A 13,769-nucleotide genomic window follows, 5' to 3' on the forward strand; every position below is an offset into this window, starting at 1 on the left:
GGGCACGGGACGGAGGTCCGGAGATCGGCGGGCGCGGGACGGAGGTCCGGAGATCGGCGGGCACGGGACGGAGGTCCGGAGACGTCCCGCACTCGTCGGCGGTGGCTGACAGGTTACGCCGCCACAGTGGTGGGCGATTGCTACCGTGCGCCCTCCATGACGTCCTGAGGCACCCGGACCATGCCCTCCTGGCTGGCCGTTGCCACGAGCTGGCCGGCCCGGTTGTAGATCCGCCCGATCCCAAGCCCCCTGGCACCGGATGCGGAGGGGGAGTGCTGCACGTAGAGAAGCCACTCGTCCGCGCGGACGGGGCGGTGGAACCACATGGCGTGGTCAAGGCTTGCGATGCTCATGCCCTCGTTGGCCCACGTGAGCCCGTGCCGCCGGAGGATCGGCTCAAGGAGCGTGAAGTCGCTCGCGTAAGCGAGGGCGGCCCGCTGGAGGGGCTCGTCGCCCTCGAAGCTTGTGAAGGTTTTCATCCACACGGCGTTGTCGGCTGTGGCTGGGGAGGGTGCGCCCGGCAGGTAGAGGGGGGCCTCAACGTGGCGGATGTCGAAGGGCCGCAATTCGGCGATGTACCGCGCCGCAGGGTGGTCGATCCCCGTGAGCAGTTGCGCGGCCGTCGGCAGCGACTCGGGGTCGGGAATGCCGGAGGGCATGGGGTCTGCGTGGTCCAGGCCCTCATCCCAGTCTTGGAAGGACGTCATCATGGAGAGGATGGTCCGCCCGTGCTGGTAGGCGTGGACGCGGCGCGCCGAGAACGATCGCCCGTCTCGCAGCTTCTCGACGCCGAACTCGATGGGCTCGTGAGCGTCCCCGCCCCGCAGGAAGTATGCGTGGAGCGAGTGGACGAACCGGCCGTTGGGGACCGTCTGGTTGGCGGCGACGAGAGCCTGCCCCAGGACCTGTCCGCCGAAGACGCGCTTGCCGGCGTTGGGGACCACGGGGCCCAGGAACATCTCCTCGTCGTGCCGCGTCTCGTTAAGGGAGCTGACCTCCATGAGCTGCCGGAGAATCTCCGTGGGGTCCTGGGCGGTGGGCTGGGCGGCGTCTGGGCTGTGATTCACCCGCCTAGTCTATCGAGCACGGCTGGGGCTGGAGGTTCTGCGCGGCGCTAGGCTGGGAGGCATGCACACGGTGAGCCTGCAGATGCGGTGGGGCGACCTCGACCAGTATCGTCACGTCAACAATGTCCGCTACGTCCAGTACCTGGAAGATGCGCGCGTGCGCCTCATGCACCAGCCGATCTCCGATTTTGCCCCGGATCACCCGCGCGGCGGGGACACTCTGTGGGATCTGATCGGCCCGGGCAAGCTCGCGTTCATCGCGCGCCAGGAGATCGAGTACCGCGAGGCGACGGGCTACTCGACCGAACCCCTCGAGGTCAGGATCGGCGTCAGCTCCCTCGGCGCCTCGAGCTTCGACTACGCGTGCGAGATCCTCTCCGAAGGGCGCCTGAAGGTCGTGGCGGAGGTGAGCGTCGTCCTCGTCGATGAGGGGACGGGCCGCCCCGTGCGCCTGCCGGAGGCCCTCCGCGACGCGCTCGCCGCCCTCTCCTGCCCGCCGGTGTCCTTGCGCCGTCGGCGCGGCGCTTCGTGAGCGCGGCTCCTCGCATCCACTTGGGGGATGCGCAGACGGCCTCGGATGTCGCCACCTTCGTGCGTCGTGCGCGTGCGGTGGACGACGACGGTGCCCGCTTGACGGTGACTCCGCTGGCCGGGGACGCCGGGGCGCGTCTGGATGTGACCGTCCCGGTCTTGACTCGAGCGGGGCTCCTGGACACGGGGCCCGAGGTGTTCGGAGTGCGTTCGTGGTCAATCCGCTCTGCGGATCCCGTGGACGCTGTCTACGACCATGCCGCTCTCCTGGACCGCCTGGAACGCGGGGATGGGACTGAGTGGCCGGTGCCGCCGAGCGAAGTCCACAAGGCGTGGGCTGGGCAGAGCATTCCCCGCTCGGGCTGGGCGGAGGCGGGTGTCCTTGACGGGTCTGCACTCCGCGAGGGTGAGCGCGCGGGTAGCCAGGAGATCGCTGATGCGCTCCCTTCAGACCCGGGCCAGGCCATGCTGCGGCAGGCCCGGCGCGCCGTGTGGGGCCGGCCCGAGTCGTCGTTGGGCGGGCTGCCGCTGGGCGTGGGGTTCGCAGCTGTCCGCTTGGGATTCGTGGGGCGCGGACCGGAAGGCCTTGAGCCCCGCGAGGGGGTCCGGCCTGGCCTGGGCGCCCAGCCCGGCGGTGCCGCGGGGGCGGATGGCCCGCAGCATGGTCAGGCGGCTGCTGCTGCCTCACTGGACCGGGTCCGGGTGTTTCAGCAGGGCGGGCTCGTGTTGGTGGCGATGCGTTTCGGCGTGGTCGTCGTCAGGCTCGCAGGCGCCGAGGCCTCCTGACGGTCCCGGACGGCTCGGGACCCGAGGCCGCCCGCCGGGCCGCGGTGAGCGGGTGTGCGTAGGCGTCGTCGAAGAAGTCCCGTTCCAGGGCGATGGCGCGCCCGAAGAAGTCCGCAGCGACGGACTCCTCGCCGGGGCCCACGCGGTCCAGCTCTGCCCGGAGGAACGCGACGCGCTCCCGGAATTCAGGCCCGTCGTGGAGGTCAACCCATTCGGCGTGGACGAAGTCCTGGGGGAGTGTGGCCGGCGCAGTGCGGGCCCAGGAGAGGTAGGACCATTCCGCGACAACGAGCACAGCAAGGATCGCGGCGTAGTTCTGGCTGGCCACGGCCTCCCGCATGAGCGCCAGGAAGCCGGCCGTCGCGGGGCTGTCCGGGGTCTCGGCCCGGAGCGGCTCGTCGGCCCCGAGGGCCTCGAAGCAGCGCAGGAAGTACGTGTTCTCGTCCCCGGCCACCTCGCCGGCCACGCGGGCGAGCGTGATGCGCGCGTCTGTCGAGTCCGCTGCGCAGATCGCGGCACCGAGCAGGCGGATGAAGTCGTCGAAGAACCGGTAGTCCTGGACGAGGTACCCCGCCATGACAGTGTCCGGCACGGAGCCGGCGAAGAGCTCCCGGACAAAGCGATGCCGTACGACCGCGTCCCAGGTCTCCGCGTGCGCGTGGCGCAGGGCGTCGGTGAAGCGCGGTTGCGTGTCAGTCACCGCCGGTCACCTCCGGGCGCGTTGAGGAGTGAGTGGGCGGCGCGGTCCATGTAGTCCCAGAGGGTGGCTTCGTGGAGGGGGGAGAGGCTGAGGGAGTCCACGGCGGCCCGCATGTACTTCAGCCAGGTGTCGCGGGCCCATTCGTCGATGACGAAGGGCGCGTGTCGCATGCGCAGGCGGGGGTGTCCGCGCTCCTCGGAGTAGGTTGTGGGGCCGCCCCAGTACTGCTCGAGGAACATGAGGAGTCGGCGCTTGGCGGGGGCCAGGTCCTCCTCGGGGTAGAGGGCGCGGAAGTCGGGGTCCTCCTCCACATGCCCGTAGAAGACGTCGACAAGCTTGACGAAGGTCTCGTGCCCGCCGACCTGTTCGTAGAAGGTCGTCTCGGCGGGGCCTCGCCGGACGGGCTTGGCGGTGGTCAGGCTGAGCCCCTGGTGGCCTGAGGGCGGCGGCGGGCCGATGGGCGCATCGGTGGTCATTCTGTCTCCTTCTGTGCAGGGGCCTGGTGGCGGGTCTTCGCGTCGGCGGAGGGGCCGACGGCGGCTTGCGCGTCGCTCGCCGCCGCCGTTGGGCGAGGCGCCGGGTTGTGGTCAGGGTCCCCGACGCGCGTGATGCGGGTCGTGGCGGCGGTCGGGGCGTCAGAGGCTGGCGTCGCGGGCGCAGAGGCCTCCGCGTGGGACCCCGTGCGCGCCTCCTGGAGGGGCAGGGAGGTCGTCGTGACGCCTTGAGAGTGGTTGGCGACGCGCAGGATCTCTCCGTTGCGCAGGTACCAGACGGCGCCGTCCTCGGACTCCACGGTGGTGATGCGCAGCGACATGGCGCGCACCCGTCCCTTGACCTCGCTCGTCTCGATGAGGTCCCCGATGCCGAACTGGTCCTCCACGGTGATGAAGATGCCGGCGAGGTAGTCCCGGAAGACCTGCTGGAAGCCGAACGCCACGGCGATGCCGACGATGCCGACGCTCGTCAGGAGCGGACCGGCCGGGAAGCCCCACACGTCGAGGAGCATGAGCACGGCCACGACGCTGACGACAATGGTCAGCGCGTTGTTGAGCAGGGACGCCACCGTGTCGGTGCGGCGCTCTCGGCGCACGGCGGAGCGCGACGGCACGGTGCCCGCCCGTCCCTTCGAGCCGACCAGCCGAACCAGCCCCGGGGCCTCAGCCACCATGGACAGCATCCGCCGAATGAGGACCCGCCCGGCCAGGAGGACGGCGAGCGAGCCCAGGATGATCAGCGCGGACTTCCACAGCCCTCCGGCGACGGTGTGGGCGGGTGCGGCCACCGCGACGGCGGCGAGCTCGGTGAGGGCAACGGGGTTCATCAAGCCTCCTGGGAGATGTCAGTGGTGACCGGGAAGTTCACGCTCCGCGCGATGAAGCAAGCAGCGTGCGCCCGCTCGTGCAGCGCCTGGAGGGTCTCCGCGCGGACCGGCTCGGCGGTCGTCACCCGGGGCCTCAGGGTGGCGCTCTCGAACTGCCCGGAGTGGTCGGGGTTGAGCCGCAGGATGCCCTCGGCCGTGTCCTCGTAGGCCGTGACGGTGACCCCCTCCTTCACTGCCTCGTGCAGGAACGCGAGCATGTGGCACGAGGAGAGCGCGGAGAGGAGCATGAGCTCCGGATTCCAGCGGTCCGCACTGCCGCGGAACGGGGTGTCCGCGGAGACGGCGAGCGCCCCCGGCCCCTCAGCAGACGCGACATGATCCCGGCTGTAGGCACGGTATCCGGACGTCCCGGCCTCAGAGGACCATTCGGTGCGGACGCGGTAGGAATGCGCGGTCAAGTCCATGTCGCCATTGTATTTGGGTCAGCTCTGGGATCCCTGGGCACCGAACTCGCCTCGGAACGCCCCCGCCTCACCATGACGACGACGCCTGCCGCCGGCCTCAGCCCCCGCGGGCACGGGACAGGCCCCGTGGCCGAGCGCCGCCGGGGCCTGTCGCTGTTCGGGTCCGCGTCCGCCGTCGTCCGCCCACCCCCGATGAACGAAGGGGTGAGGCGAGAGGATCAGCCGCCGGGCCGCGAGGGTCACCCGTTCGGGAACGCCTCCTGCACGCGCAGGGCGCGGGCGAGCCCGTCGTGGGACTCGACGACCATGCGCTTGATGGCCGCGTCCTCCTCTCCGAGGCTCGCGATGAACGCCGCCGACGCGTCGAGCGCCGTGCGGCTCACCACGCGGGACGGGTAGAGGCCGCGCACCAGGGTCTGCGTGACCTCGTGGGACAGCTTCCCCTTGATCTCCCGAGCGCGCGAGAAGAACTCGTCGACGAGCTCCCTGTGCGCCTGCGTGTCGAGGCCGCTCTGGAAGCCCATCGCCGCCATGCGCAGGGTCAGGTTCGGAATGGACCGGTCCGTGAAGAGAAGGTCCATCGTCGCCTTCTTCGCCTCGGAGCCGGGGACGGCCGCACGCGCCTGGGCCGCTGCAAGGGCGCCGTTCGCCGTGTTGTCGGACTCGAGCATCGAGGCGATCTCCGCCTCCCCGGCCGCGCCCGACGCCACGAGGGCCTGCAGAAGCGTCCACTTGAGGTCGCTGTCGAGCTCGAGCCCCTCCAGTGTGCGCTCACCGTCCAGGACCGCCTTGACGATGGACGCGTGCTTCGCGTCAGCCGCCGTGACCGCGAAGAACTGCATGAGCTGCAGCTGCATGTCGGATCCCGGCTCCGCCGCCTCCAGCGCCTCGAGAACGCGGGCCGCGAGGGACTCCGCCACCTCCGCGCGCCGGGACTCCACCACGTAGTTCTGGAGCACCACGCGCGCCTGCCGCAGGATCATGGACACCACGGTCGACGTCGTCTCGCGCGGGATGTTCGCCGCCACGAGATCCAGGAACTCCGTCGGGGCGATCTCCGCGTCCCGCACGCCCTCAACGGCCGCGCCCCAGAGAAGCACTCGCGTCAGGGAGTCCTCGACATCGGCGAGCCGGGCCTTGGCCACTGCGAAGGACGCGTCGTCGAGACGAATGTTGCCGTACGCCAGATCGCCGTCGTTGACGACAAGGAGGTCCCCGGCCGCGACGCCGTCGAGCTCGGGCACGGACGTGCGGGCGCCGTCGACATCAATCTCAACCCGATGCGTGCGCACCAGGCGGCCGTCCTGATCCGCATACACGCCGATCCCAAGACGGTGCGGAGGCAGAACCTTGTCCGCGTCCGGTGACGACTGAACCACGGCGACGTTGCGGTACGTGCCGTCCTCCACCTCGAACTCCGCGGCGAGCGTCGTCACGCCGGACGTCTGGAGCCAAGCCTTGCCCCACGCGGACAGGTCACGGCCCGAGGACGCCTCCAGCTCAGAGAGCAGGTCCGGCAGCTCCGTGTTGCCCCACGCATGCTTGGCGAAGTACGCGCGCACGCCCTCCATGAAGCGCTCCTGGCCCACCCACGCCACGAGCTGACGCAGCACCGAGGCACCCTTCGCGTACGTGATGCCGTCGAAGTTGACCTGCACATCGTCGAGGTCGCGGATCTCCGCCACAATCGGGTGCGTCGTCGGCAGCTGATCCTGCGAGTACGCCCACCACTTGTCCGCAGCCGCGAACGACGTCCACGCATCCGTGAACTCCGTGGCCTCCGCCGCCGAGAGGTGGCACATGAACTCCGCGAACGACTCGTTCAGCCAGAGGTCGTTCCACCACTTCATCGTCACCAGGTCGCCGAACCACATGTGGGCCAGCTCGTGGAGGATCGTGATCGCGCGGCGCTCGCGGACGGCCTCGGTGACCTTGCCGCGGAACACATAGGACTCGAGGTAGGTGACGGCGCCCGCGTTCTCCATCGCGCCCGCGTTGAAGTCGGGGACGAAGAGCTGGTCGTACTTCGTGAACGGGTACGGGGTGCCGAACTGCTCCTCGTAGAAGGCGAAGCCCTGGCGGGTCAGCTCGAAGACGTTGTCGGCGTCCATGTACTCGGCCATGGAGGCGCGCGTGTAGACGCCGAGCTCGATCTCACGGCCCGAGGAGCTCGTGAGGGAGCTGAAGACGCCCTTGTACGGGCCGGCGATGAGCGCCGTGATGTAGGAGGACATCCGCGGCGTGGGCGGGAACTCCCACGTCTTGGCGCCCTCGTGGGCCGGGACGGGCTCGGGCGTGGGCTCGTTGGAGACGACGCTCCAGTGCTCCGGAGCCGTGACGACGAACGTGAACTCGCTCTTGAGGTCAGGCTGCTCGAAGACCGCGAACATGCGGCGGGAGTCCGGGACCTCGAACTGGGTGTACAGGTACACCTCGCCGTCGACCGGGTCCACGAACCGGTGCAGGCCCTCGCCCGTGTTCATGTAGAGGGCGTCCGCGTCGACGACGAGCTCGTTCTCCGCCTCGAGGTCGGGGAGCGCGATCCGCACGCCGTCGGCCACCCCGGCCGGGTCCAGCGCCTTGCCGTTGAGGGTGACGGAGCGGACGCTGTCCGTGACCGCATCGATGAACGTGTCTGCCCCGGGCTCGGCGCTGAAGCGGACGGTGGTCTTGGACCCGAAGACGCGCTCGCCGCGCGTCAGGTCGAGCTCGACACGGTAGGACTGGACGTCCTTGACGATGGAGGCTCGCTCGATCGCCTCGGTTCGGGTGAGGTTCATTCCGGGCATGAGGTCCCTTTCGGCGCATGGATCGCGGGTGGATCGACCGGGCCAATGCGGTGCCGGTCACATATATGTGAGCATATCCGTTTCACATTTCCGGCCGGCGGCGCGGCACGGTGACGAGGGGAGAGGGGCACCCTGCCCGCCCCGGTAACCTGGTGGAAGGGCCGCGGCGCGTCCGCGCAGACAGCCGGTTCGCGCCCATGAACACGTGCCATCGAGGCACCGCGAAGGGGAGACATGCGGGTACACATCGCCACAGACCACGCCGGACTCGAGCTGAGCCACGCGCTCATCGAGCACCTCACGGGCCAGGGCCATGAGGTCATCGACCACGGCCCCACCAGCTATGACCCGCTCGACGACTACCCCCGCTTCTGCATCGCCGCAGCCACCGCCGTCGTCGCCGACCGTGCCGCCGGCATCGAGGCCCTCGGGATCGTCCTGGGCGGCAGCGGCAACGGCGAGCAGATCGCGGCCAACAAGGTGGTCGGCGTCCGTGCGGCTCTCGCGTGGAATGAGGCGACGGCGAAGCTGGCGCGCGAGCACAACGACGCCAACGTGGTCGCCGTCGGCGGCCGGCAGCACTCGCTCGAGGAGGCCATTCGCATCGTGGAGTGGTTCCTCGCGGAGCCGTTCAGCGGGGACGAGCGGCACGTTCGCCGCATCGGCCAGATTGCCGAGTACGAGGCGCAGCGTGGCTGAGGGCCGAACAGGTCGCTGAGCTTTGAGTCGTTCGCGGTGCTCTGCTATAGTCGGTAGAGCACCGCTTCGGCGAATGCGGGGATGTAGCTTAATGGTAAAGCCTTAGTCTTCCAAACTAATGACGCGGGTTCGATTCCCGTCATCCCCTCCAGAGCAAGGCCCCCGCTGAACACCAGTTCGGCGGGGGCCTTCGCGTTGCCCGCGGCGCCTCCCCGGGGGGAGATTCGGCAATCGTTCTGGCCAGGCGGTAGAGTCGTGGGTTGAATGACTCAACGGGGTGTAGCTCAGCTTGGCTAGAGCGCGCGCTTTGGGAGCGTGAGGCCGCAGGTTCAAATCCTGTCACCCCGACCACACGCCCAGGGGCCTTGCAGGATGGAGGCCGTTGGGCGCATGCCGTATCAAGACCACATCAACCACACATTCAGGAGTTCATCGCCGTGAAGAGCGCTGTCGAGACCCTCACCCCGACTCGGGTCAAGCTGACCGTCGAGGTTCCCTTCGACGAGGTCAAGCCGTCCATCGAGAAGGCGTACAAGCAGGTCGCCGAGCAGGTCAGCATCCCGGGCTTCCGCAAGGGCAAGATCCCTGCGTCGGTTGTGGACCAGCGCGTTGGCCGCGGCTACGTGTACGAGCAGGCCATCAACGAGGGCCTCAACGGATGGTTCCAGGCTGCCCTCGAGGAGCAGAACATCACGCCGCTTTCGCGCCCCGAGGTCGACATCACCTCCGCACCGGACCCCGAGACGAAGTCCGGTGACCTCGTCTTCGAGCTTGAGCTCGACGTCAAGCCGAGCATCGAGCTTCCCGACCTCGCGGGCCTCGAGCTCGTCGTCGAGCCCGTTGCCGTTGAGGACGCCGACGTCGACACCGCCATCGATGAGCTCCGCGGGCGCTTCGGCACCCTCAAGGCTGCGGACAAGCCCGCCGCCAAGGACGACTTCCTGACGATGGACCTCACCGCCAAGGTTGACGGCGAAGAGGTCGACTCCGCCGCAGACCTGTCCTACCAGGTCGGCTCGGGCACGATGCTCGAGGGCCTCGACGAGGCCGTCGAGGGCCTCTCCGCTGGCGAGGACGCCATCTTCACTACGAAGCTCGCCGGCGGCGAGCACGCTGGCGAGGACGCCGAGGTCAAGGTCGTCGTCAAGGCCGTCAAGACCCGCGAGCTCCCCGAGGCCGACGACGAGTTCGCTCAGCTCGCCTCCGAGTTCGACACGATCGCCGAGCTCCGCGAGTCCACGAAGACGCAGGTCGAGCAGCAGAAGCGCTTCGCCCAGGCCGGCGAGGCCCGGGACAAGGCCATCGACGCCCTCCTTGAGAAGGTCGAGGTGCCGGTTCCGGACTCCTACATCGACGACCAGGTCGACCAGCACTTCACGCAGGACTCCTCCGAGGGCCACGACTCCGACGACCACCGCGCCGAGGTCCGCCAGAACACGGTTGACGCCTTCAAGCGCGAGGTCGTCCTCGACGCCGTCCTCGAGCAGCACGAGGTCGAGGTCGATCAGCAGGAGCTCATCGACTACATCTTCCAGACGTCGCAGCAGTACGGCATGGACCCGCAGCAGTTCGCCCAGATCATCGATCAGGCCGGGCAGCTTCCCATGGTCATCGCCGACGTCCGCCGCAACAAGGCCCTGAGCAAGGTCGTTGAGCTGGCAAGCGTCAAGGACACGGACGGCAACGCCGTCGACCTCTCCTCCATCCTGGGGACCGCAGGGGACGACGACGAGGCCGCCGAGGAGACCGCCGCCGACGAGGACGCGACGTCCGAGTCGAAGTAGTTCTCCCGCCGGCTCGTCCGGCGAGATGAGGGCGGGGCCGGGCAACCGGTCCCGCCCTTCTCCATACCCCCGGCGCCCATGCGCCAACAGCGAAACGGGGCCCGCCACCCGGGATCCCGGCGCCCGGGACGGCTAGTGTCCTAGACAAGGACCGAGCCCGGCCACGGGTGAAGACAGCACTTTCGAGGAGATGACGATGACCCAGACCTCACAGGCGCCTCAGGCGGCCTCGGACGTCCGAGCCACGCGCGACGACTACATCTACAACCGCCTGCTCAAGGAGCGCATCATCTGGCTCGGCTCGGATGTGCGGGACGACAACGCGAACGTCATCTGCTCGCAGCTCCTCATGCTGTCCGCCGAGGACCCGGAGGCGGACATCTACCTCTACATCAACTCGCCCGGCGGCTCGATCACCGCGGGCATGGCCATCTACGACACGATGCAGTTCATCCCGAACGACGTCGTCACGGTGGCCACAGGCCTCGCGGCCTCCATGGGCCAGTTCCTCCTGTCCTCGGGCACGAAGGGCAAGCGCTACGCGACCCCGCACACGCGCATCCTCATGCACCAGCCTCTCGGCGGCGTGCAGGGAACGGCCACGGACGTCCGCATCCAGGCGGAGCTCATCATGGACATGAAGCGCGTCATGGCCGAGCTGACGGCGGAGCAGACCGGTCAGTCCCTCGAGAAGATCCTCGAGGACAACGACCGCGACAACTGGTTCACCGCGGAGCAGGCCCTGGCCTACGGCTTCTTCGACAAGATCGCCGACAAGGCCTCCAGCGTGTCCGGCGGCGGCGGCACGGACGAGAACGCCTAAGAATCCGGCCCGCAGCCCGCACACACAGACTTCCAGGAGACACCATGAACCCCACGTCAGGGATCACCCACCCCATGCCGTCCAGCCGCTACGTCCTGCCGCAGTTCGAGGAGCGGACGCCGTACGGCTTCAAGCGCCAGGACCCGTACACCAAGCTCTTCGAGGACCGCATCGTGTTCCTCGGCGTGCAGGTGGATGACGCGAGCGCGGACGACGTCATGGCCCAGCTCCTCGTCCTCGAGGCGCAGGACCCGGACCGCGACATCACGCTGTACATCAACTCGCCGGGCGGCTCGTTCACGGCCATGACGGCCCTGTACGACACGATGCAGTACATCCGCCCCGAGATCATGACGGTCTGCCTCGGCCAGGCGGCCTCCGCGGCGTCGGTCCTTCTCGCGGCCGGCACGCCGGGCAAGCGACTCGCCCTGCCGAACGCCCGTGTCCTCATCCACCAGCCGGCCGTCGGCGGCGGGCAGGGCCAGGCTTCGGACCTCGAGATTCAGGCGCAGGAGATGATGCGCATGCGCGAGTGGCTCGAGGAGACCATGTCTCTTCACACGGGCAAGGACGTCGCGCAGATCAACCGCGATATCGAGCGCGACAAGATCCTCACGGCCAAGGGCGCCCTGGAGTACGGAATCATCGACCAGGTGCTGGAGTCCCGCAAGGTCCGCAAGCCGCGGATCAACACGCCGGAGTAGGCCCTCGGCGGCGGGTCGGCCCCTCGGTTCCGTCTTCGGGCGTGCCGGGGGGCCGCTGCCTTCTGGCATAGGGTGGACTACGGCGGACGCGAGCGGTTGGCTCGCCTCATGCTTCAGGTGTAAGGGAGAAGAACATGGCGCGCACGACGGACAGCTCCGAGCTGCTCAAGTGCTCCTTCTGCGGCAAGACTCAGAAGCAGGTGCGCCGGCTCATCGCTGGGCCGGGCGTGTACATCTGCGATGAGTGCATCGAGCTGTGCAACGAGATCATCGAGGAAGAGGTTGCCGAGGTCACGGACCTGGGCCCCGGCGAGCTGCCGAATCCTCGAGAGATCTTCGCGTTCTTGCAGGAGTACGTCGTGGGTCAGGACGTCGCCAAGCGCGCCCTCGCCGTTGCGGTCTACAACCATTACAAGCGCATCCACGCCAATGCGGGGCACAAGGAGTTGGGTGCGGCGGCTGAGGAGCACGACGACGTCGAGCTCTCCAAGTCCAACATCATGCTCATTGGCCCGACAGGCTGCGGCAAGACGTACCTCGCGCAGACGCTGGCCCGCCGGCTCAATGTTCCCTTCGCCGTGGCGGACGCCACGAGCCTGACCGAGGCCGGCTATGTCGGCGAGGACGTGGAGAACATTCTCCTCAAGCTCCTCCAGGCCGCGGACTTCGATGTGAAGAAGGCGGAGCAGGGCATCATCTACATTGACGAGATCGACAAGATCTCGCGCAAGTCGGAGAACCCGTCCATCACGCGCGACGTCTCGGGCGAGGGCGTGCAGCAGGCCCTCCTGAAGATCATCGAGGGGACCGTGGCGTCGGTGCCCCCGCAGGGCGGCCGCAAGCACCCCAACCAGGAGTTCATCCAGATCGACACGAGCAACGTCCTCTTCATCGTGGCCGGCGCGTTCGCGGGCCTCGAGGAGATCGTTGGCGGGCGCTCGGGGCGCAAGGGCATCGGCTTCGGCGCGGCCCTCAAGGAGGCCGCAGTCTCGGGGGAGTACGGCACGGTCTTGCCGGAGGACTTGCTCAAGTTCGGCCTCATTCCCGAGTTCATCGGCCGCCTGCCCGTCATCACGACGGTGTCCCAGCTGGACGAGCCGGCGCTCATCGAGGTCCTCACCGGCCCCAAGAATGCGCTCGTGAAGCAGTACCAGAAGATGTTCGCGCTGGACGGCGTCGCGCTCACGTTCGAGGAGGATGCTCTCCAGGCGATCGCCGCGAAGGCTCTTGAGCGCGGGACTGGCGCGCGCGGTTTGCGCGCGATTCTCGAGGAGGTCCTCGCGGACGCCATGTTCGAGATCCCCGGCCGGGACGACGTCACAGGGGTGACGGTCACGGCCGCGAACGTCCGGGGCGAGTCCGCGCCGGAGCTCGTCCAGGCTCCCCGCAAGCGGCGCAAGAGCGCCTAGAGCTTCACCGCTGGGCCGTGCCTTGCGGGGCGCGCCCGGCATCAGGACTTGGAGGCGTCAATCGGCCGCCCCCACCCCACAAAGGAGGACAGCATGTCCGAGCGCGTTGACTTCTGGTTCGATCCCCTCTGCCCCTTCGCCTGGGCCACGTCGCGGTGGATCAAGGAAGTGGAGCAAGTCCGTGACATCGAGGTCGAGTGGCACATCATGTCGCTCGGGATCCTCAACGAGAACAACCCGGACAACCACCACCACGGGGATCCGACGTCCATGTGGATGGTGCGCGTGGTCCAGGCGGCCGCCGAGCTGGACCCCGCCAACATCGACACGCTCTACACCGCGCTCGGCGAGGTCCTCCACAACGAGGGGGTCGAGGACAGGACCGAGGTGATCAGGCAGGCGCTGGATCGCGCGGGCCTGCCCGCCGAGCTGGCTGAGGCCGCCGAGGACGAGTCTCGGGACGGCGCCATCCGCGCGTCCCACGAGGAGGCACTCAAGCGCGTCGGGGACGAGGTGGGCACGCCCGTCGTCGCCATCGCGGACACCGCGTTCTTCGGACCCGTCATCACCCGGGTCCCACGCGGGGAGGACGCTGGGCGCATGTTCGACGCGGCCCGCACCCTCGCGGGCTTCCCGCACTTCTTCGAGCTGAAGCGCTCCCGCACGGAGGATCCGAAGGTCGACTGACGTCG

The 13,769-nt window shown here is 68.7% G+C and carries 14 protein-coding genes and 2 tRNA genes; 10 read left to right on the forward strand and 6 right to left on the reverse strand.

The window, feature by feature from the left end:
• Positions 1-140 precede the first annotated feature (140 nt).
• A complete protein-coding gene (locus J2S35_RS09390) occupies positions 141-1,067 on the reverse strand; it encodes an acyl-CoA thioesterase (protein ID WP_309852657.1) in 927 nt (308 codons plus the stop codon).
• A 61-nt stretch (positions 1,068-1,128) separates the two neighbouring features.
• Here J2S35_RS09390 and J2S35_RS09395 point away from each other — a divergent pair, with 61 nt between their 5' ends.
• Positions 1,129-1,599 (forward strand): acyl-CoA thioesterase, encoded by a 471-nt coding sequence (locus J2S35_RS09395; protein WP_309852660.1) that lies wholly within the window; start codon positions 1,129-1,131, stop codon positions 1,597-1,599.
• Complete coding sequence (locus J2S35_RS09400; protein ID WP_309852663.1) at positions 1,596-2,384, forward strand: hypothetical protein; 789 nt, start codon at positions 1,596-1,598, stop codon at positions 2,382-2,384. The genes J2S35_RS09395 and J2S35_RS09400 overlap by 4 nt, the downstream gene beginning before the upstream one ends.
• Here J2S35_RS09400 and J2S35_RS09405 read toward each other — a convergent pair.
• The 5 genes from J2S35_RS09405 to pepN form a co-directional block, all read right to left on the reverse strand.
• Entirely contained in the window at positions 2,356-3,084 is a 729-nt protein-coding gene (locus J2S35_RS09405) for a TenA family protein (RefSeq protein ID WP_309852666.1), read from the reverse strand. The two genes, J2S35_RS09400 and J2S35_RS09405, sit on opposite strands and share 29 nt — an antisense overlap.
• Positions 3,081-3,560: a globin gene (locus J2S35_RS09410; RefSeq protein ID WP_309852671.1), complete on the reverse strand. Its 480-nt coding sequence runs from the start codon at positions 3,558-3,560 to the stop codon at positions 3,081-3,083. The genes J2S35_RS09405 and J2S35_RS09410 overlap by 4 nt, the downstream gene beginning before the upstream one ends.
• Positions 3,557-4,405 (reverse strand): mechanosensitive ion channel family protein, encoded by an 849-nt coding sequence (locus tag J2S35_RS09415; RefSeq protein WP_309852674.1) that lies wholly within the window; start codon positions 4,403-4,405, stop codon positions 3,557-3,559. The genes J2S35_RS09410 and J2S35_RS09415 overlap by 4 nt, the downstream gene beginning before the upstream one ends.
• Positions 4,405-4,869, reverse strand: a complete 465-nt coding sequence (locus J2S35_RS09420; RefSeq protein ID WP_309852677.1) for an OsmC family protein — start codon at positions 4,867-4,869, stop codon at positions 4,405-4,407. The genes J2S35_RS09415 and J2S35_RS09420 overlap by 1 nt, the downstream gene beginning before the upstream one ends.
• Positions 4,870-5,108: 239 nt before the next feature.
• Positions 5,109-7,658 (reverse strand): aminopeptidase N, encoded by a 2,550-nt coding sequence (pepN, locus tag J2S35_RS09425; protein ID WP_309852680.1) that lies wholly within the window; start codon positions 7,656-7,658, stop codon positions 5,109-5,111.
• 234 nt (positions 7,659-7,892) lie between these two features.
• Here pepN and J2S35_RS09430 point away from each other — a divergent pair, with 234 nt between their 5' ends.
• From J2S35_RS09430 to J2S35_RS09465, 8 genes are all read left to right on the forward strand, one after another.
• Positions 7,893-8,357 carry a ribose-5-phosphate isomerase gene (locus tag J2S35_RS09430; RefSeq protein WP_309852683.1) on the forward strand — a complete coding sequence of 155 codons (465 nt, stop codon included), beginning with the start codon at positions 7,893-7,895 and terminating at the stop codon, positions 8,355-8,357.
• Between the two features lie 77 nt (positions 8,358-8,434).
• Positions 8,435-8,508 (forward strand) — tRNA-Gly (locus J2S35_RS09435).
• Positions 8,509-8,630: 122 nt separating this feature from the next.
• Positions 8,631-8,708: transfer RNA gene (locus J2S35_RS09440), tRNA-Pro, on the forward strand.
• A gap of 86 nt (positions 8,709-8,794) precedes the next feature.
• Complete coding sequence (tig, locus tag J2S35_RS09445; protein WP_309852687.1) at positions 8,795-10,141, forward strand: trigger factor; 1,347 nt, start codon at positions 8,795-8,797, stop codon at positions 10,139-10,141.
• A gap of 196 nt (positions 10,142-10,337) precedes the next feature.
• Positions 10,338-10,964: an ATP-dependent Clp protease proteolytic subunit gene (locus J2S35_RS09450; RefSeq protein WP_309852690.1), complete on the forward strand. Its 627-nt coding sequence runs from the start codon at positions 10,338-10,340 to the stop codon at positions 10,962-10,964.
• A 44-nt stretch (positions 10,965-11,008) separates the two neighbouring features.
• Positions 11,009-11,668: an ATP-dependent Clp protease proteolytic subunit gene (locus J2S35_RS09455; RefSeq protein ID WP_309852692.1), complete on the forward strand. Its 660-nt coding sequence runs from the start codon at positions 11,009-11,011 to the stop codon at positions 11,666-11,668.
• Between the two features lie 134 nt (positions 11,669-11,802).
• Positions 11,803-13,077: an ATP-dependent Clp protease ATP-binding subunit ClpX gene (gene clpX, locus J2S35_RS09460; protein ID WP_309852695.1), complete on the forward strand. Its 1,275-nt coding sequence runs from the start codon at positions 11,803-11,805 to the stop codon at positions 13,075-13,077.
• Between the two features lie 93 nt (positions 13,078-13,170).
• The gene (locus tag J2S35_RS09465) at positions 13,171-13,764 is read left to right on the forward strand and encodes a mycothiol-dependent nitroreductase Rv2466c family protein (protein WP_309852698.1); all 594 of its coding nucleotides are present in this window, start codon (positions 13,171-13,173) and stop codon (positions 13,762-13,764) included.
• Positions 13,765-13,769 lie beyond the last annotated feature (5 nt).

It is taken from the genome of Falsarthrobacter nasiphocae, from assembly GCF_031456275.1.
In the GTDB taxonomy this organism is placed as follows: domain Bacteria; phylum Actinomycetota; class Actinomycetes; order Actinomycetales; family Micrococcaceae; genus Falsarthrobacter; species Falsarthrobacter nasiphocae.